This window comes from Micromonospora rhizosphaerae, from assembly GCF_900091465.1.
GTDB lineage: Bacteria > Actinomycetota > Actinomycetes > Mycobacteriales > Micromonosporaceae > Micromonospora > Micromonospora rhizosphaerae.
In genome coordinates this window covers 4,508,370-4,526,576 of record NZ_FMHV01000002.1, presented here as the reverse complement: position 1 = coordinate 4,526,576, position 18,207 = coordinate 4,508,370, and the positions used below count along the sequence as shown (strand labels likewise).

Here is an 18,207-nt window from a genome sequence, read left to right as displayed (position 1 = left end):
GCCGCCTCAGCGGCGGCGCCCGTCCTGGCTGGCTGGTGATCCCGCGCGGATGCACCCACCGGGGTCATGATCGGCCGCGCCAGCGGACGTGCCGGTGCCCGTCGCGGGGGAACGGCGGCCGGGCGGGCAGCACCTCCTGCAGGACGTACCCGCTCTTCGCCGCCACCCGGCAGGAGGCCGGATTGTCGACCTGGTGCAGCAGCTCCAGCCGGGCCAGGCCGCTTGCGGCGAAGCGCGCGAACGCCCACTCGGTCACGGCGGCGACGGCCCGGGGCGCCACCCCGCGGCCCCGCGCGGGCGCCGCCGTCCAGTAACCCACCTCCGCGTACGGCCGTCCCGCCGTGACGTCCTTGAGGACCACGTTCGCCACCAACCGTTCCCCGTCCGGCCACGGCTCGAGCACCGCGAAGCTGAACCGGCGGTCGGCCGCCCAGCCCTGCCGGCTGCGCCGCAGGAACGCCACGGCCTCCGCCCTCGTGGTGACCGGGTACCGGGTCCAGCTGCGCAGCACCGGATCCCGGTACGCCGCCAGCAGGGCGTCGAGGTCGTGACGGCGCCACGGGCGGAGCACGAGTTCCGGGGCACCGGCCGTCGCGACCGCTCGCAGTAGAACGGACATCCCAGTAGTGTGACCCCTTCGTCCCGCCCACGGCGACGGCCCTGATTGTGGCTGGGGCGCTGCGGTGTCCGCGCTGGCTCCGGTCGGAAAGCAGCTCAGGCAGCAGCCCCCAGCGCCCTCAGCAGGGCAATGCTCTCCCCTCGTTCGGTCAACGCGAACGAGAGCCGAATCGCGTCCGGGTGGCCGGCGGCCGAGACGGTGAAGGACGTCATCAACCCACGGGCGACATCGGTGACCACCAGCGACGGGCGGGGCAGCTCCGCGAGGACCTTGGCGACCGGCCGGAAGGTGAGCCAGTGCGACTGGAGCAGCAGCAACCGTCGGTCGGTCAGCAGGACGTAGCACTGCTTGTCGTCGCCGGTCGTGACCCAGTTCCCTCCGGTGAGGATGGCCGACGCCGCGCCCCACGCCAGGTTCGCCTTGATTGACATATTTATGCGGGCGCCGCTCGCCACCTCCGGCCGTTCGCCGTCCTGGAGCAAAGGCGCCGCAGTACTGACCAGAGCCTGCTGCAGCTTCTGCCTCATGGGATGCTCCCGGTACATCGCCACCGTCGGCCGTCGTGGGCCTCAGTCGAAGACCAGATGAAAGCCACCGTACGGCGGATGGGAAACGGCGCAAAGAAGGCGTTCGGACAGGACCGCCGCTGTAGGTGGGGACCATCACCTCTACGGGCGGGTTCAGGACGTGATCGCCCAGGCGTAGCGTCAAGGTCATGTCGACGAGACGGGGGACGTCATGGTGAGTTTCGGCGCGCTGGTGGGAATCGGCCTCGTGGCGCTGGGTCTGGTGCTCACGCCCGGCCCGAACATGGTCTATCTGGTGTCCCGGTCGGTGACCCAGGGGCGGCGGGCCGGGCTGATCTCGCTGCTCGGCGTGGCCGTCGGCTTCCTGGTCTACCTGGCCGCCGCGGTGGCCGGGATCGCCACGGTCTTCGTGCTGGTGCCACCGCTGTACGCGGCGGTGAAGCTGGCCGGCGCGGCGTACCTGTTCTGGCTGGCCTGGCGGACGCTGCGGCCCGGCGGCCGCTCGGCGTTCACCCCGGCCCCGCTGCCGCCGGACCCGCCGCGGCGGCTGTTCTCCATGGGCCTGGTCACCAACCTGCTCAACCCGAAGATCGCGATCCTCTACATGTCGCTGCTGCCGCAGTTCATCGACCCGGCGCGCGGTCACGTGGCGGTGCAGAGCCTGCTGCTCGGCCTCACCCAGATCGTGATCGCCCTGACGGTGAACGCGCTGATCGTGCTCACCGCGGGGTCGGTGTCGGCGTTCCTCGTGCGGCGGCCGGGGTGGGCGCGGGCGCAGCGGTACGTGATGGGCAGCGTGCTGGCCGGCCTCGCGGTGCGGATCGCCGCCGACCGGTCCCGCGCCGCCGTCGCCACCCCCTGAACCGCGTCAGAGCGCGTCGGGCTGCCCGAGCGCCGGATGCCGCTCGCCCGGCCGGGCGTGCCAGGTGGGGTCGTCCTCGCGCAGGGTGGTGTCGATCCGCAGCCGCGACCAGTCGTCGAGCTCGGGCAGGTCGTCCGGGTCGAACCAGCCGACCTCGGTGGACTCGTCGTGGTCGGCCGTCGGGGCGCCGCCGACCGGGCGGCAGCGGAACCACACGTTGAGGTACTCGCACGCGTCGCCGTTGGGGTAGACGACGGGGTGGGTGGCGACGCCGCCCACCCGTTCGATCTCGACGCGCACGCCGGTCTCCTCCAGGACCTCCCGCAGCACCGCGTCGGCCGGCTGCTCGCCCGGGTCGATCACCCCGGCGGGCAGCGACCAGCGGCCGTTGTCGCTGCGCCGGGCCAGCAGCACCTGCCCGGCGTCGTTGCGCACCACCGCGCTGACCCCGGGCAGCAGGAGCAGTTCGCTGCCGATGTATTTGCGCATGCGAATGATGTACGGGGAGATCGCCATGCGCCGCACCCTACCGCCGCGGGTCGCGGTGCCACCGGCCCGTCCCGGCCACCTCCCGCGGTGATGCTGCCCCGCCACGCCACCCGGAACGGACCGCGCCGTGGGCCGAACGTTGGTGCACACCACCACTAGACTTCGCCCTCGATGGACGCCCAGCCCGCCCCCGCCGCCGACACCCGCCCCTGCGCCCACTGTGGACGGGAGGTGCCGCAGCGCGCCGGCGCTGGCCGGCCGTTCCGATACTGCCGGGACAACGATGGTGCCTGTCAGCGGGCCTCCCGCAACTCGCGGATGCGGCACCGCAACGCCCCCGGCCTGCCCGGCCAGGTCGCCCGCACCTGGGAGGCGGTGGACCGGCTCGATCAGATCGTGGCGACCCTCACCGAGGCGCTGCACGCCGAGCTCTCCCCCGCCGGGGTGGAGCGGCAGCTGGCGCAGTTGCGCGCCGACGCGGCCGCCCACGTGGCGGCCGCGCACACCGAGCGGGATGAGGCCCGCCGCGACGCCGAGGACGCCGCCGCGGCCGCGGCCCGGGCCCGCCAGGAGGCCCGCGCCGCGGTCGCCGACCGGAACGCCGCCCGCGAGCGGGCCGACCGGGCTGCGGCGGAGGCCGCCCGCGCCGCCGAGCGGGCGGAGCAGGCCGAGACGGCCCGGGACGAGGCGCGGCGGGAGGCCAGCGCGGCGCAGGCGCTGCGGGTGCAGGCCGAGCGGGACCGCGGCACCGCCCGCCACGAGCTGCGTACCCTCCGGTCGGAGCTGGAGGGCGAGCGGCGGCGTAGCACCGACCTGACCGCCGAGCGGGATATCGCACGCGGCGACGCCGAGCGGGCCGCCCGCTCGGCCGGCGAGGCCCTGGAGCGGGCCGAGCGCCTGGGCACCGAGGCCGCGCAGGCGCGTACCGAGGCTGAGGCCGGGCGCGCGGAGGCCGCCCGGGCGCGAGCGGAGGCCGCCGGGGCCGACCGGGCCCGTCAGCAGGCGGACGACGCGCGGGGCCGGGCGGAGGCCGCGCAGCAGGAGGCGGTGGCAGCGGCGGCGGCGGCTCGCCAGGAGCTGGCGGTCCGGACCGACGAACGGGACGCGCTGGCAGCCGACCTGGCCGCGGCCCGCGACGCCGCCGCGGCCGCCGAGGCCCGGCTGGCGGAGCTGACGGTACGGCTGCGGGCCACGGAGGCCGACCGTGACCTGGCCCAGCGGCGGGCGGCGCAGCTGGCCGACCAGGTCAGCGACCTCGCCAGTGCCCTGGCCCGGCTCGGGTCCCGCCAGCCCGAGAGCGCCTGACCCCCAGATGTTGACTGCTCAACTTTCGCGGTACGCCGGCGCCGCGATCCTGTCCGGGACCCTGCCGTTCGACGCCGGCGTCCCGGCCACACCCGGCCGGCTGGCTGCGGAAGCAGTTCGCCCTGCCCGAGTGAGCGACCGGACCTCCCCGAGGACTGGGACGGGTCAGCGGGCGACCTCCACCAGCGGCGATGATGCCCAGGTGGGAAAGACGTACGAACGCATCGACGGCCGGCTCCGCTCCTTCATCGAGAACCAACCACTCTTCTTCACCGCCACCGCGCCACTGGCCGGCGACGGCACCATCAACCTCTCCCCCAAGGGCCTGCGTGGCTCCTTCGCCGTCGTCGACGACCGTACGGTCGCCTACCTGGACTTCGCCGGCTCCAACGCCGAGACCGTCGCCCACCTTCGGGAGAACCGCCGGATCACGCTGATGTGGTGCGCGTTCTCCGGCCCGCCGAACATCGTGCGGGTGCACGGGCGGGGCGAGCCGGTGTTCCGCGACGATCCCCGGTGGATGGATCTGATCGGGCTCTTCCCGGACATCGACACCAGCGTGCACGGCCTGCGGGCGATCATCCTGGTGCGCGCCGAGTTGATCCGCGACACCTGCGGCTACGCGGTGCCGCTGATGACCTACGACGCCGACCGCGACCTGCACGCCAAGCGCTTCGCGCGCGAGGACGACGCCTCGCTGAGCGACTACTTCGCGAAGAAGGACCACGTCGGGACCAGCATCGACGGGCTGCCCGGCCTGCCGCTACCCCTCCCGCCCACCCCGGCCGGCTGAGCGGCCCGGTCAGTGGATGCCGGCCATCAGGTGCCGGATGTGCCGGGCGAACATCGCCGCGCCGAGTCCCAGCGCCACCGACGCCAACCCGAAGGTGAGGAAGTACGTCGGCTCCGGCCAGGTCTCGGCGAGCCGGGCCACCTGCCCACCGATCGCGTCACCGACGGCGACGGCGAGGAACCACAGGCCCATCATCTGGCTGGCGTACTTGACCGGGGCGAGCTTGGTGGTGGCCGACAGGCCGACCGGGCTCAGCGACAGCTCACCGGCGACCTGGATGGCGTACACGGCGATCAGCCACCACGGGGAGACCAGGTCGCCGCCGACGGCGGCCTGGGCGGCGGCGGCCATCAGCACGAACGACACGCCGTTGAGCACCAGACCGACGGCGAATTTCATCGGCGTGGACACCCGGTGCCCCAGCCGCAGCCAGAGCCAGGCGGCCAGCGGCGCGCCGATGATGATCAGGATCGGGTTGACCGACTGGAGCCAGGACGCCGGGAAGGTGAATCCGAGCACGTCCCGGTCGGTGCGGTCGGCGGCGAAGATGTTCAGCACCGACCCGGCCTGGTCGTAGATCAGCCAGAACGCCGCGGCGAAGACGAACAGCCACAGGTACGCCTTCATCCGGCTGCGTTCGGTGCCGCTGATCTCCCGATCGGCGAGGATCCGGGCGAAATAGGCGATGGTGACCAGCACGGTGACGATGGTGAGCAGGTTGACCACGTTGTTCACGGTGAACAGCCCGGCCAGGGCCAGGGCGGCGAGCACCACCAGCACCACCAGGGTGGCGACGGCGACGCGGGTGAGCGCCCGGCGACGGTCCGCCCCGAGCAGCGGGTCGGCCGGTCGGACGCCGGCCTCGCCCAGGTTGCGCCCGCCCAGGACGTACTGCAGCACCCCGAAGGTCATGCCGATCGCGGCGGCGCCGAAGCCCAGGTGCCAGTTGATCTTCTCGCCGAGGAAGCCGGTGATCAGCGGGGCGATGAACGCCCCCAGGTTGATGCCCATGTAGAAGATGGAGAACCCGGCGTCGCGGCGCGGGGAGTCCCGCTCGTACAGGTCGCCGACCATGGTCGAGATGTTGGGTTTGAGCAGGCCCGTGCCGAGCACGATCAGCGTCATGCCGACGAACACGCTCCACCCGGCCGGCACCGCCATCACGTAGTGGCCGGCCGCGATCACCACGCCGCCCCACAGCACGCTACGCCGCGCCCCGATGAGCCGGTCGGCGACCCAGCCCCCGGGCAGCGCCATCAGGTACACCATCGCGTTGTAGGTGCCGTAGACGGCATTGGCGGTGGACTCCCGCATGCCCAGCCCCTCGTCGGCCACCGCCGCGGTCAGGTAGAGCACCAGGATCGCCCGCATGCCGTAGAAGCTGAACCGCTCCCACATCTCGGTGAGGAACAGCGTCGCCAGCGCCCTCGGATGACCGAAGAAGGTCCGCTCCGAGGGCGGTCGGTTCTCGATCGGCGCGTCAGCTGCCATCGCAACCTCCCGTCCACCCTGGGGCGGCTAACATCCCCGGTGACAGCCAAAACACTCCACCGTTTCCACCCGGCAGGGGACGACTCCGCCGGGCGGCTGCCGTGGGCGGCTACCCTTGCAGGGGCCGTCCGCGCGTCCGATCCACCGACGTGGGCGGGAATGTCCGGGCGGAGACGGACCGTTACACCAAGAAGACCAGCACCACCACGAACGAGGGGAAGTCGATCATGGGCGAGCGTATGCTGCGCGGAAGCCGCCTGGGCGCGGTGAGCTACGAATCCGACCGCAACACCGAGCTCGCGCCGCGTCAGACCCGCGAGTACCTGTGCGCCAAGGGCCACCAGTTCGAGGTGCCGTTCGCCGTCGACGCCGAGGTCCCCACGACCTGGGAGTGCAAGTTCGACGGCAGCGTCGCCCGGCTGGTCGACGGCAGCGAGCCGGAGCAGAAGAAGGCCAAGCCGCCGCGCACCCACTGGGACATGCTGCTGGAGCGTCGCTCGATCGCCGAACTGGAGGACATCCTCGCCGAGCGGCTCCAGGAGGTGCGGGCCCGCCGCGGCCGCGCCTGAGCCACACCAACTGACGCGAACGCCCCCGGGAAACATTCCCGGGGGCGTTTTCGTCGTCTCGGCGGCCCGGCTCAGGGCCGGCCGGGCTCGATGATCTCACCCTCGATGGCCCGCCCCGGGTCGGTGCCCGGCTGGGCGGTCTGCGCCGGCTGGGCGGTCTGGGTCGGTGTGGGCTGCGGGGCACCCCGGCGGACCCGGACCCGGCGCGGGCCGAACAGGTCACCGGCGACCCTCGACGACACCCGGCGCTCGGCGGCACGTCGTACCCCGGACCGGGCCAGCCGGCGCACCGGCGGCACCAGCAGCAACAGCCCCAACAGGCCACTGACCAGCCCGGGGATCGCCAGCAGCAGCGCGCCGGCCAGCCCCACCAGGCCGTCGGTCACCTGCCCGCCCGGCGGCTGGCCCGCGTTGACGGAGGCGCGGAAGCCCCGCCACGCCCGCATCCCCTCCCGGCGCAGCAGCACCAGCCCGAGCAGGGACGCGGCGAACACCAGCAGCATCGCGGAACCGAAGCCGATCCCCCGGCCCACCAGGACGAACACCGCCAACTCCAGCACCGCGAGCAGCAGCAGGGCCGGCGGTACGAACCTCAGTCCTCGGCGCATCTCACCTCATAAGCCATGGGCGTCATCACGCTCCTCAAGCATGACACGCCGACGCTCACGGCCACCGGACCTGACCGTCCGGGGTGCCGTGCAGGCCCCGCCGCACCGCCGTACGCCGGTCCTGCAACCCCCACGTGGTGATCCGCCACAGCGCCTCGGCCACGATCAGCGGGCTCATCTTGCTGGTGCCGCGTTCCCGCTGGGCGAAGGTGATCGGCACCTCCACGATCCGCACCCCGGCCCGGTGCGCCAGCCGGGACAGCTCCACCTGGAACGAGTAGCCCTGCGAGCGGACCGACTCCAGGTCGATCGCCTCCAGAGCGGCCGACCGGTACACCCGGTAGCCGCCGGTGGCGTCCGAGACCGGCATGCCCAGCGCCAGCCGCGCGTACAGGTTCCCGCAGCGCGACAGCACCAGCCGGCGCAGCGGCCAGTTCACCACCCGGGCCCCCCGGGTCCACCGGGAGCCGATCACCACATCGGCGTCGCAGGCGGCGTCGAGCAGGGCGGGCAGATCCTCCGGGGCGTGCGAGCCGTCGGCGTCCATCTCCACCACCGCGTCGTAGCCGCGCTGGCGGGCCCAGGCGAACCCGGCCAGATAGGCCGTACCGAGCCCTTGCTTTCCCTCGCGGTGCAGCACATGCACCCGCGGGTCGGTGCGGGCGAGGGCGTCGGCGATGACTCCGGTGCCGTCGGGGCTGTTGTCGTCGGCGATGAGGATCTCCACCGCCGGCGCCGCCTCCCGGACCCGCGCCACGATCCGGCTGACGTTGTCGGCCTCGTTGTAGGTGGGGATGACCACGAGGACCCGCCCCAACCCGGGATGGCCGATCGTCCGCCTGTCGGCTGCCTCGCCCACCCTCGCACCGCCTTCCGCCGACGCACCGGCACCCGTCGTCCTACCCGGGGGCGACCTCCCGGCGCCGGCGCAGCACCGCCGCGCCGGCCAGGGCCGCGACGGCCAACGCCGCGAGGGCCACCTCGGGCCACACGCCCACCAGGGTGGCCGGGGTACGCCCGTCCCCGAGCTGCATTTGCCGGATCACCACCGCCGCGGTGTTGAATCCGGTGGCGCCGGTTACCCGCCCGTCCGGGGAAACGAACCCGGACACCCCGACCGTCGAGGCCATCAAAGCGGCGCGCCCGTGCTCGACCGCCCGCAGCCGCACCATCGCCAGCTGCTGGCGGGCCTCGGCGACGTCGAAGGTGGCGTTGTTGGTCTGCACCACCAGCAGCTGGGCGCCACCGGTGACGGTGTCCCGGACGACGCCGTCGTAGGCGACCTCGAAACAGATCACGTCGCCGAGCACGGCCGGCCCGGCGTCGAGCACGCCCGGCTCGGTGCCGGGGACGAAGTCCGACCGGACCCGGTCGACCTCGGAGCTGACCATGCGGGCGATCGTGCGCAGCGGAACGTACTCGGCGAACGGCACCGGGTGCCGCTTGGTGTAGAGCTGCTGAAGGTCGGGGCCGCTCGTGGGGCGCCAGAGCAGCCCCGCGTTGCGGACCTGCCCCTCACCGGGGCCCAGCAGCACCGCGCCGACCAGGATCGGCGCACCGATCGCGTCGGCGGCCTGGGAGATCCGGTCCGCGGCGCCCGGGTAGCGCAGCGGGTCGATGTCGCTGGAGTTCTCCGGCCACACCACCAGGTCGGGTCGGCGCTGGGTGCCGGCGGCGACCCGCTCGGCGAGGGTCAGGGTGGCGTCGACGTGGTTGTTGAGCACCGCCTGCCGCTGGGCGTTGAAGTCCAACCCGAGCCGGGGCACGTTGCCCTGCACGATGGCGACGGTGACCTGCTCGCCGCCGCCGCGTACCCCGACGGGCACGGCCAGCCCGACGCCCAGCACCGCGACGAGCGCGGCGAGCAGCCCGGCCACCGGCCGCCACTGCTCGGCGTGCCGCGGCGGCGCCCAGCGCCGCCAGGCGAGGGTGACCAGCAGCCCACCGGTCAGCGCGACCGCGAAGGTGACCAGCGGCGCGCCGCCGAGCGCGGCCAGCCGCAGCAGGGGCGAGGTGTCCTGGGTGAACGCCAGCCGCCCCCAGGGGAACCCGCCGAACGGGGTGCGGTCGCGCAGCGCCTCCTGCCCCACCCACAGCACGCCGGTGATCGCGGGCCAGGCCCACCGGTACCGGTCGACCAGCGGGGACACCCAGGCGGTGGCCACCCCGAGCAGGGCCAGGTAGCCGGCCTGCAACAGCGACAGCAGCACCCACGGCACGTAGCCGGTGTGCAGATTCGTCCATTCCAGCAGCGGCGCGAACAGCGCCACCCCGGTCAGGAAGCCCAGTCCCGCGCCCGCGCGCAGCCGGCGCCGGTGCGCCGCCGCGGCGAGCAGCGCCACGCCGGCCGGCGCGAGCGGCCACACCCCGTACGGCGGGAACGCGGCCAGCAGCGCCAGCCCGGCGGCCACCGCCATCGGCACGGCCACCCGCAGCGGCAGGGGGCGCGGGGTTACGCGTGCCACCGCTGTGGCACGCACCTCTTCCCGGTCGAGCGTCGTCATCGGCACCTCACCACGATCACGCGCCGAAGGCTACCCGCCCCGGACCGGCTCCGGCGGCCGCGGTGCGCCGCCCGCCGCCTGCCGCTCGGGCGGACCCGAGGGACCTGCGCGCGGGATCAGCGCCGACGCGCGACCAGGACCGCGTCGTGGATCGTGACGTCCCGCCCGTCCGGGTCGACGGCGCCGCGCGGGCGGGCCTCGGCCGCGCATACCTGCCAGCTGGCGGGGTCGAGCGAGGCCGCGATCTCCTCGGCGGTGAACATCAGCTCCGGAAAGTGCATCCGGTGCGCGGTGGTGCGCAGGTCGGACGGGTGGTGCCCGACGATCAGCAGGGTGCCGCCGGGGGCCACTGCGGCGGCCAGCCGGGCGAACAGCTCCCGCCGCGTGTCGCCCGGCAGCTGCATGAACTGCGCCGACACCAGGTCGTACCCGCCCTCGGTGGGTGGCTTCTCGCGTAGGTCCGCCTGGGTGAAGGTGATGCGTCCGGCAACCTGCTGGCCGGCGGCTGCGGCCAGGTCGGCGGCCCGGCGCAGCGCGGTGGTGGCGATGTCGACGGCGGTGACCTGCCAGCCGCGCCGGGCCAGCCAGACCGCGTCCGCGCCCTCGCCGCAGCCGACGTCGAGCGCCCGGCCCGGGGCCAGGGCGGTGGCCTCGGCCACCAGCTGCGGGTTCGGCCGCCCGCTCCACACCGACGGGCTGGCCCGGTAACGCTCCTCCCAGGCGGGCTGCTCCAACATGGTCCGCAGCTCGTGCCGGTGGGCTTCGACGGCGCCGCGGGTCTCCTCGGCGATCAGGTCGGAGTTGATCGCCGCAGCGGCGGTCAGGCCGGCCGCCGCGGCGGTGACCACCTGCGCCCGCAGGTCGGCCACGTTGCCCGCCACCCACACGCCGGGCACGGCGGTCGCGCCGGTCTGGTCCGTGGGGATCTGCGTGCCGATGACGTGCCCGCCCATGTCGACGTCGACGGGTGCCAACCCGAGTGAGCGCAGCACGTCCGCCCGGGCGCTGAGCCGGGTCCCGACGACCACCGCGTCGAGCGCGACGACCTCGCCCGAGGCCAGCCGTACTCCGCTGAGCGCGTCGTCGGTGACCTCCAGCCCGGCGACCGGCCCGTCGACCACGGTGATCCCACGCGCGGCGAGCTGCTCGGTCTCCTCCGCACCAGGCACCGCAGTGTGGTGCAGCAGCAGCGTCACGTGCGGGCTCCACTGCCGCCACAGCTGCGCCTGGTGTACGCCCAGCGGCCCGGTGGCCAGGACCCCGATGCGCCGGTCGCGAACCTCCCACCCGTGGCAGTACGGGCAGTGCAGCACGTCGCGTCCCCACCGTCCGGCCAGTCCGGGCACGTCGGGCAGCTCGTCGACGAGCCCGGTGGCCACCAGCAGCCGCCGGGCCCGTACCCCGCGCCCGTCGCGCAGGGTCACCAGGAAGTCTTCGTCGTCCTTCACCGCGTCGTCGACGGTCCCGGCGACGACGTCACCGCCGTACCGGGTGACCTCCGCCCGGCCGGCCGCCAGCAGGTCGGCCGGCGGCGTGCCGTCGCTGCCCAGGTGGTTGTGCACGTGCCCGGCCGGCGCGTTGCGCGGCTGCCCCGCGTCCACCACGAGCACCGACCGCCGCGCCCGCGCCAGGGCCAGCGCCCCGCTGAGCCCGGCGGCGCCGCCGCCGATCACCACCACGTCGTACCTGTCGTCCATGGTGAAGTCCCTCCGTCGCGTTTCGTCGGGCCCACCGTGCACCCACCGCCGGCAGGCTGGCAAGTATTGTTGCCACTATGGCAAGCAACGAGGACGTGCTGGCCGCGGTTGGTCCCCGGCTGCGGGCCCTGCGGCGGCAGCGCGGCACGACGCTCGCCCAGCTCGCCCAGGCGACCGGCATCTCGGTGTCCACCCTGTCGCGGCTGGAATCCGGCGGCCGCCGCCCCACCCTGGAGCTGCTGCTGCCCCTCGCGCGGGCCCACCAGGTGCCGCTGGATGAACTCGTCGGCGCCCCGCCCACCGGCGACCCGCGGCTGCACCCCCGCCCGATCGTCCGCCACGGCATCACGTTCCTGCCGCTGACCCGCCGCCCGGGCGGGTTGCAGGCGTTCAAGCAGATCCTCCCGCCGCACACCCCCGCCGAGCCCGAGCAGCAGACCCATGAGGGCTACGAGTGGCTGTACGTGTTGTCCGGGCGGGTGCGGCTCCTGCTGGCCGAGCACGACCTGCTGCTGACCCCCGGCGAGGTCGCCGAGTTCGACACCCGTCTGCCGCACGCGGTCGCCAACCCGGATTCGCGGCCCGCGGAACTCCTCAACCTCTTCGGGCCGCAGGGCGAACGGCTGCACGTCCGCGCCCGACCCGCCGCCCACTGACGCCTGCGCGCCCACCCGGCCGAACAAAATCGGGGCGCGGCTTGCGCCGCGCCCCGATGCTCCCAGGCCCTTCCCGGCCGGTGGGGCGAGAATGAGCGGCGCCGACCTTCGGACCGACCGGACGCGGACTGGCTGCCCCCGCCGGGCCGTTGTCTACTGGCCGTGCCTCTCACCCTGCCCGTACACCGGTAACCGCGGCCGGTTCGCGCCGCCCCGCCGACCCCCGCCCGCTGGACCTGGCCGCCGCGACTCGAGGTCGCTCGGCCAGCGGACGAAGGGACGAAGCGAACAACAGCCGCTTCCCGTGGTAGGACTCAAAGACGGTACGGCGTGCACCCCCGCCGCTGTCAACCCACCCCGGCCTGTCGTGTGTCGCACCACGGCGTGTCGCGTCGGCGCGTCTCGTGCTCGCGGCGGGCCGTCACCGATCGAGGTGGCAACGCAGCAGCGCCCCCGCCGCCTGCGGGTGCTCCTGGGCCAGCAACCCGCCGGCGGCGAGCACGTAGTCGACGTCGACGACCGGCCGGGCCGCGCGTGGCAGCGGCCACCCGCCGGCCTGGTCGGTCAGCACCGCGCCGAGCACGCTCGCCGCGTCGGCGGGCGCGGCGTGCCGGAGCACCCCACCGGAGCCGACGAGCAGCCGCACGTCGCGCAGGTCCCGCCCGGCCCGCTCCCCGGTGGCCGCACCGCGGGCGTGCCGACGCAAGGCCACCGTCGCGGCGAGCGCGGCGATCCGGGCGTCCACGGCCCGCTCGGTGTCGTCGGCGGGCAGGAATCCCGGGTCGGCGGCGCGGACCGCCGCCGCCGCGGCCAACTGGTCCTGCTCCCCCGGGGCGAGGAGGCGCTCCTCGGCGGCCGCGCGGACCACCCCCGGGGCGCTCCACCGCATGCCCAGGTCCCCCTCGACGGTGCGGGCCCGCCACAGCATGCCGGCGACCTCCCGGCCGGGGCCGCTGCCCCGCTCGTCGGGGGTGAGCACCGAGTACACGTCGGTGGTGGCGCCACCGACGTCGACCACGGCCAGGTCCCCGCCGAGGGTGTCGGCGAGCACCTCCACCCCGGTCAGCACCGCGTCGGGGGTGGCCGCCCGGACGAGGCGGGCGAACCGGCTGCCCCGCGAGAGCCGCTTGCCGCCGATGACGTGCCGCAGGAACACCTCCCGGATGGCCGCCCGCGCCGAGGCGGGGGCGAGCACCCCGATGCGGGGCAGCACGTTGTCGGCCACGGTCACCGGCACCTTCGCGCCAGCGAGCAGGGAGTGCAGCTCGTCGCGGACATCGGCGTTGCCGGCCAGGACGACGGGCACCCGCCAGCGGGCCTTCGCCAGCCGGGTGGCGTTGTGGGCGAGGGTGTCGGCGTCGCCGCCGTCGGTGCCGCCGACCAGCAGCACCACGTCCGGGCGGGCGGCGCGTAGCGCGCTCAGCTCGACGGCGCCGAGCCGGCCGGCGGCCACGTGCACCACGTGCGCCCCGGCCGACAACCCCACCCGCCGCCCGGCCTGGGCGGTCACCAGGGGCTCGTACCCGATCACGGCCAGCCGCAGCCCGCCGCCGGCGGACGAGCAGACGTACCACGGCGCGTCGCGGACGCCGAGCGTGGCGGTGGCCGCCGTGACCGCGGCGTCCAGGCCGTGCAGCACGTCCGTGCCGACCGTGGTCGGCGCCGACGCGGCCGCGACCAGCGCGCCGGCGTCGAGGTCGACCACCGCCGCCTTGGTGTACGTCGAGCCGACGTCGGCGCAGACGGCGACGTTCACGCCGCCGGCGGCACGACCACCGTGCCGGTCGCGGTGACCGCCACGATCGGCTCCGCCAGGACCTCGGCCGCGGACTCGGACTTGTCGGGGCGGCCCCGGCAGACGACCCGTGCGGCGAAGTCGATGGTGCGGCTGCGGGTGCCCACCCGGGTCACCGTCGCGGTCACCTCCAGCACGTCCCCGGCCTTCATCGGCGCCTTGAACTGCACGTCGGAGTACGACGCGAACAGGCCCTCGTCGCCGTCGGTGCGGATGCACACCTCCGTGGCGACGTCGCCGAACAACCCCAGCGCGTACGCCCCGTCGACCAGGTTCCCGGCGTAGTGGGCGTGCGAGTACGGCACGTACCGCCGGTGCGTCACGGTCAGCCCCAGCCGGGGATCCTGCTCGCTCATTGCTTCGCCTTCTTGTTCGTGATCAGCGCGTGCACCAGGTAGCTGGCCACCTCGCCCGGGGTGGTGCCCCGGCCGAAGATGCGGTCCACGCCGAGCTCGTCGGTCATCGTCTCGTCGAACCGCGGCCCGCCGACGATCAGCAGCGGCCGCCTGCCCGCCGGCACCGCCTCGCGGAACGCCGCGGACATCTCCCGGGTGTTGTGCAGGTGCGCGTCGCGCTGCGTCACCACCTGCGACACCAGCACCGCGTCGGCCTTCTCCGCCCGGGCCGCCTCCACCAGCTCCGGTACGCTGACCTGCGCGCCCAGGTTGGTGACCTTCAGCTCCCGGTAGTACTCCAGGCCCTTCTCCCCCGCGATGCCCTTGACGTTGAGGATCGCGTCGATGCCGACGGTGTGCGCGTCGGTGCCGATGCAGGCGCCCACCACGGACAGCTTGCGCCGCAGCCGCTGCTTCACCAGCGCGTTGACCTCCTTGGCCGACAGCAGCGGGAAGTCCCGCTCCACCACCTGCACCGCCGCGAGGTCCACCAGATGGTTCACCCGCCCGTACACCACGAAGAAGGTGAACCCGTCGCCCATCTGCTTGGCGTGCACCAGCATCGCCGGGTCGATGCCCATCTTGTTGGCCAGCTGGATCGCCGCGCCCTCGGCCCGCTTGTCGTGCGGCACCGGCAGCGTGAACGACACCTGCGCCATGCCGTCGCCGGTGGTGTCCCCGTACGGCCGGACGATCTTCTTCCCGGCGCCCGCGCCGGTCTCGACGGCGGTCACGCCTGCTGTCCTTCCAGGATCTCCGTGGCGGGGTTGAAGTAGTCGACCTCGTGCTTCGCCACCCCGTCGAGGCCCTTGCCCCGGTCGGCGGGCCGCTTCATGATGCCGAAGGTGCCCTCCGCGATCGCGGTCAGCAGCGACTGCTCACCGATGCGTTCGAGCAGCTCCACCGCCTCGGCGAGGACCCGGTGGGCGCGCTGCTGGATGAACCCGCCCGGCGCCGGCACGAAGTCCTCGTGCAGCCCGCCGGCGGCGCCCAGCACGTAGCGCACGTTCTGCAGGGCGATGTCCCGGTCGGACAGCCACGGCGTCACCACCGCCTCGGTCATCATGCCGACCAGCAGGATGCCCTGCCCGGTCATGGTGCCGACCAGGTTGAAGAACCCGTCGAGCAGGTTGCCGCGAAACACGTCGCCGGTCATGTGCTTCGTCGGCGGCATCCACTTCAGCGGCGCGTCGGGGAACAGCTCGCGGGCCAGCAGCGCGTGCGCCAGCTCCAGCCGGAACGACTCCGGCAGGTCCGGGTTGATCTCGAACGCGTGCCCCAGCCCCAGCTGCCAGTCGGCCAGCCCGGCCTCGTGCGCGAAGTACTCGTTGAGCAGCTGCGACACCGTCACCGTGTGCGCCTCGTCCACCGCGTCGGCGGTGGTGAGGTAGTTGTCCTCACCGGTGTTGATGATGATCCCCGCCCGGGCGTGCACCTGCCGGGAGAACCGCTGGTCCACGAACGTGCGGATCGGGTTGATGTCGCGGAACAGGATCCCGTACATCGAGTCGTTGAGCATCATGTCCAGACGCTCCAGACCCGCCAGGGTCGCCATCTCCGGCATGCACAGACCCGACGCGTAGTTCGTCAGCCGCACGTACCGGCCCAGCTCCCTCGACGACTCGTCCAGGGCCGCCCGCATCAGCCGGAAGTTCTCCTGCGTGGCATACGTGCCGGCGAACCCCTCCCGGGTCGCCCCCTCCGGCACGTAGTCCAGCAGCGACTGCCCGGTGGAGCGGATCACCGCGATGATGTCCGCGCCGGCCCGGGCCGCGGCCTGCGCCTGCGGGATGTCCTCGTAGATGTCCCCGGTGGCCACGATCAGGTAGATCCACGGCCGCTGCTCCGGGTCCCCGTACCGCTTCACCAGGCGATCCCGCTCGGCGCGGCGCCGGTCGATCAGCCGGACGCCCGCGCCGACCGCCTTCCGGGCGGCCCTGCGCGCCGCGGTCGCCGCCTTTCCGGTCGGCTGCTGGAACCGCACCGACCCGGCCGCGGCCTTCTGCGCCAGCAACGTCACGTCGGTGATCTGCTCCCGCGCCAGGGCGTCGAACACCGGCGCCGCCACCCCGTGCCCCAGCCCGACGTCGGCGACCACCGCGTCCACGAGGCGGTTCACCCACGGGATGCCGTCCGGGTCCGCGCCGGCCACCCCGGCCAGCCGCAGCACCGCCCGCTCCACCGACACGGTGGTGTGGCTGCGCGCCAGATCCACCACCGGCTGCCCGGCGCGGCGCGCCAACTCCCGCGCCCGCGCCACCAACGCCGGATCCAGGTCAAGCTTCCCCGTCGGCTGTGCCGATGGTTCGCCCGCAAGCTCGCTCACGACTGCCCTTCCTCATAGATCACGTCACCCCGCAGCACCGTGGCCCGGCACACCGGCAGCGGCGTCGGGTCCTCCGGACCCCGCAGCTCCGGGTCGTCGGCCAGCAGCACCGGCAGACCCCGGTCCACCCCGGCCGGCGTCGACCACACCGCGAACGTCGCCGGCGCGCCCAGCGCCAGCACCCCCTCGTTGTCCAGGTGCACCGCCCGCCACCCGCCGCGGGTGTGCGCCGCGAACGCCGCCCGCACACTCATCCGCTGCACCGGGTTGTGGTGCGCGGCCGCTGCCCGCACCGAGCCCCACGGGTCCAGCGGCGTCACCGGCGAGTCCGACCCGAACGCCAGCGCCACCCCGACCCCGTGCATCGCCCCCATCGGGTTCGACTCCAACGACCGGTCGAGGCCCAGCCGCGACTCGTACATCCGGCCCGCGCCGCCCCACAACCGGTCGAACGCCGGCTGCATGCTCGCCACGATCCCGTACTCCACGAACCCGGCGATCAACCGCTTGTTCATGATCTCCGCGTGCTCGACCCGGTGCCGGGCCGCCCGCAGCCGATCCACCCCCAGCTTCCCGGCCGCCGCCGCGAAGCCCTGCAGCACGGTGGAGATCGCCGCGTCGCCGATCGCGTGGAACCCGCCCTGCAGGCCGTGCGCCGCGCAGTCCAGCAGGTGGTCGCGCACCTGCTCCGCGGTGACGTAGCCGTGCCCGCACGACCCGGCGTCGCCGTCCAGGTACGGTTGCGACACGTGCGCGGTGCGCGACCCCAGCGCCCCGTCGGCGTACAGGTCCCCGCCGGCGCCCACCGCGCCCAACTCCCGGGCCTTCGCCGCGCCCAGCAGCTCACCCCAGTAGCCGTACACCTCCGGCACCCCGTCCCCGGAGATCGCCAGCAGGCCGGTGAAGTCCATCTCGTCCGACGTGCCCGGCCCGCCGCACTCGTGCACCGCCGCGATTCCCAACGACGCCGCGTGCCGCAACGCCGTACGCTGCGCCGCCACCCGCTGCGCCGCCGATATCGACCCGAGCGCCGCCTCCCGCACCACGTGGTGCGCGTCACGGCGCAGCCAGCCCGACGCGTCGTACCCCGGCGCGGACACCACCTCCGGGCAGGCCGCCAGCAGCGACTCCGACACCAGCGCCGAATGGATCGACGCCTGCGACAGATACACCCGCCGGCCCCCGGCCGCCCGGCCCAGCGCCACCGCGTCCGGCAGGGTCCGGTCCGACCAGTTCGACTCGTCCCAGCCGTGCCCCAGCACCACCGCGTCGCCCGGCAGGCCCGCCGCGAACGCCGACACCGCGTCCAGCAGCTCACCAGACGACCGCACCCCGGACAGGTCAAGCCCCGACAGGGCCAGGCCGGTGTCGGTGGCGTGCACGTGCGCGTCCACGAACGCCGGGGTCACCAGCGCCCCGCCCAGCTCCACCACCCGGTCGGCGGCCGGTGCATCCGCGTCCGCACCCAACCAGGCGATCCGCCCGTCGGACACCAGCAGCGCCGTGGCGCTGGGGTCGGCCGGACAGTGCAGGACTCCGCCGCGGTACAACGTCGAGGGGTTCGTCATGGC

The 18,207-nt window shown here is 74.1% G+C and carries 18 protein-coding genes; 5 read left to right on the top strand and 13 right to left on the bottom strand.

The genetic code is table 11. The features are described from left to right. Window positions 1-64: 64 nt before the first annotated feature. Window positions 65-619 (bottom strand): GNAT family N-acetyltransferase, encoded by a 555-nt coding sequence (locus tag GA0070624_RS21180; protein WP_091343733.1) that lies wholly within the window; start codon window positions 617-619, stop codon window positions 65-67. A 95-nt stretch (window positions 620-714) separates the two neighbouring features. Next, window positions 715-1,146: a hypothetical protein gene (locus tag GA0070624_RS21175; protein ID WP_141715119.1), complete on the bottom strand. Its 432-nt coding sequence runs from the start codon at window positions 1,144-1,146 to the stop codon at window positions 715-717. Between the two features lie 211 nt (window positions 1,147-1,357). Between GA0070624_RS21175 and GA0070624_RS21170 the strand changes: the two genes are divergently transcribed. After that, complete coding sequence (locus tag GA0070624_RS21170; protein WP_091343729.1) at window positions 1,358-2,008, top strand: LysE family translocator; 651 nt, start codon at window positions 1,358-1,360, stop codon at window positions 2,006-2,008. A gap of 6 nt (window positions 2,009-2,014) precedes the next feature. Here the strand turns inward: GA0070624_RS21170 and GA0070624_RS21165 are convergent, their stop codons facing one another. Next, window positions 2,015-2,524, bottom strand: a complete 510-nt coding sequence (locus GA0070624_RS21165; RefSeq protein WP_091343726.1) for an NUDIX hydrolase — start codon at window positions 2,522-2,524, stop codon at window positions 2,015-2,017. Between the two features lie 144 nt (window positions 2,525-2,668). Between GA0070624_RS21165 and GA0070624_RS21160 the strand changes: the two genes are divergently transcribed. Both GA0070624_RS21160 and GA0070624_RS21155 read left to right on the top strand, forming a co-directional pair. Further along, the gene (locus GA0070624_RS21160; protein WP_091343724.1) at window positions 2,669-3,802 is read left to right on the top strand and encodes a coiled-coil domain-containing protein; all 1,134 of its coding nucleotides are present in this window, start codon (window positions 2,669-2,671) and stop codon (window positions 3,800-3,802) included. Window positions 3,803-4,004: 202 nt separating this feature from the next. Continuing rightward, complete coding sequence (locus GA0070624_RS21155) at window positions 4,005-4,595, top strand: pyridoxamine 5'-phosphate oxidase family protein (protein ID WP_091343721.1); 591 nt, start codon at window positions 4,005-4,007, stop codon at window positions 4,593-4,595. Window positions 4,596-4,604: 9 nt separating this feature from the next. Here the strand turns inward: GA0070624_RS21155 and GA0070624_RS21150 are convergent, their stop codons facing one another. Beyond that, window positions 4,605-6,086 carry a peptide MFS transporter gene (locus GA0070624_RS21150; protein ID WP_091343719.1) on the bottom strand — a complete coding sequence of 494 codons (1,482 nt, stop codon included), beginning with the start codon at window positions 6,084-6,086 and terminating at the stop codon, window positions 4,605-4,607. Window positions 6,087-6,313: 227 nt separating this feature from the next. Between GA0070624_RS21150 and GA0070624_RS21145 the strand changes: the two genes are divergently transcribed. Beyond that, window positions 6,314-6,655 carry an RNA polymerase-binding protein RbpA gene (locus tag GA0070624_RS21145; RefSeq protein ID WP_091349210.1) on the top strand — a complete coding sequence of 114 codons (342 nt, stop codon included), beginning with the start codon at window positions 6,314-6,316 and terminating at the stop codon, window positions 6,653-6,655. A 71-nt stretch (window positions 6,656-6,726) separates the two neighbouring features. Here GA0070624_RS21145 and GA0070624_RS21140 read toward each other — a convergent pair whose 3' ends face one another. The 4 genes from GA0070624_RS21140 to GA0070624_RS21125 form a co-directional block, all read right to left on the bottom strand. After that, on the bottom strand, window positions 6,727-7,263 hold the full coding sequence (locus tag GA0070624_RS21140) for an FxsA family protein (RefSeq protein WP_091343717.1): 537 nt from the start codon (window positions 7,261-7,263) through the stop codon (window positions 6,727-6,729). Between the two features lie 55 nt (window positions 7,264-7,318). Then, window positions 7,319-8,122 carry a polyprenol monophosphomannose synthase gene (locus tag GA0070624_RS21135; protein ID WP_091343715.1) on the bottom strand — a complete coding sequence of 268 codons (804 nt, stop codon included), beginning with the start codon at window positions 8,120-8,122 and terminating at the stop codon, window positions 7,319-7,321. Between the two features lie 40 nt (window positions 8,123-8,162). After that, window positions 8,163-9,767 carry an apolipoprotein N-acyltransferase gene (lnt, locus tag GA0070624_RS21130; RefSeq protein WP_091343713.1) on the bottom strand — a complete coding sequence of 535 codons (1,605 nt, stop codon included), beginning with the start codon at window positions 9,765-9,767 and terminating at the stop codon, window positions 8,163-8,165. Between the two features lie 116 nt (window positions 9,768-9,883). Next, the gene (locus tag GA0070624_RS21125) at window positions 9,884-11,464 is read right to left on the bottom strand and encodes a bifunctional NAD(P)/FAD-dependent oxidoreductase/class I SAM-dependent methyltransferase (protein ID WP_091343712.1); all 1,581 of its coding nucleotides are present in this window, start codon (window positions 11,462-11,464) and stop codon (window positions 9,884-9,886) included. Between the two features lie 77 nt (window positions 11,465-11,541). Between GA0070624_RS21125 and GA0070624_RS21120 the strand changes: the two genes are divergently transcribed. Then, complete coding sequence (locus GA0070624_RS21120; protein ID WP_091343710.1) at window positions 11,542-12,120, top strand: helix-turn-helix domain-containing protein; 579 nt, start codon at window positions 11,542-11,544, stop codon at window positions 12,118-12,120. 421 nt (window positions 12,121-12,541) lie between these two features. Here GA0070624_RS21120 and GA0070624_RS21115 read toward each other — a convergent pair whose 3' ends face one another. From GA0070624_RS21115 to GA0070624_RS21095, 5 genes are read right to left on the bottom strand one after another with little or no spacing between them, the layout of a single operon-like run. Further along, window positions 12,542-13,876, bottom strand: coding sequence for a glutamate mutase L (locus tag GA0070624_RS21115; RefSeq protein WP_091343708.1), 1,335 nt, complete (start codon window positions 13,874-13,876; stop codon window positions 12,542-12,544). Next, window positions 13,873-14,271 carry a 3-aminobutyryl-CoA ammonia lyase gene (kal, locus tag GA0070624_RS21110; protein ID WP_091343706.1) on the bottom strand — a complete coding sequence of 133 codons (399 nt, stop codon included), beginning with the start codon at window positions 14,269-14,271 and terminating at the stop codon, window positions 13,873-13,875. The genes GA0070624_RS21115 and kal overlap by 4 nt, the downstream gene beginning before the upstream one ends. Further along, window positions 14,268-15,044 (bottom strand): lysine 5,6-aminomutase subunit beta, encoded by a 777-nt coding sequence (gene kamE / locus GA0070624_RS21105; RefSeq protein WP_091343704.1) that lies wholly within the window; start codon window positions 15,042-15,044, stop codon window positions 14,268-14,270. The genes kal and kamE overlap by 4 nt, the downstream gene beginning before the upstream one ends. Further along, window positions 15,041-16,636: a lysine 5,6-aminomutase subunit alpha gene (gene kamD / locus GA0070624_RS21100; RefSeq protein WP_091343702.1), complete on the bottom strand. Its 1,596-nt coding sequence runs from the start codon at window positions 16,634-16,636 to the stop codon at window positions 15,041-15,043. Before kamD ends, kamE begins: the two co-directional genes overlap by 4 nt. Continuing rightward, the gene (locus tag GA0070624_RS21095; protein ID WP_091343700.1) at window positions 16,633-18,204 is read right to left on the bottom strand and encodes an amidohydrolase; all 1,572 of its coding nucleotides are present in this window, start codon (window positions 18,202-18,204) and stop codon (window positions 16,633-16,635) included. The genes kamD and GA0070624_RS21095 overlap by 4 nt, the downstream gene beginning before the upstream one ends. Window positions 18,205-18,207 lie beyond the last annotated feature (3 nt).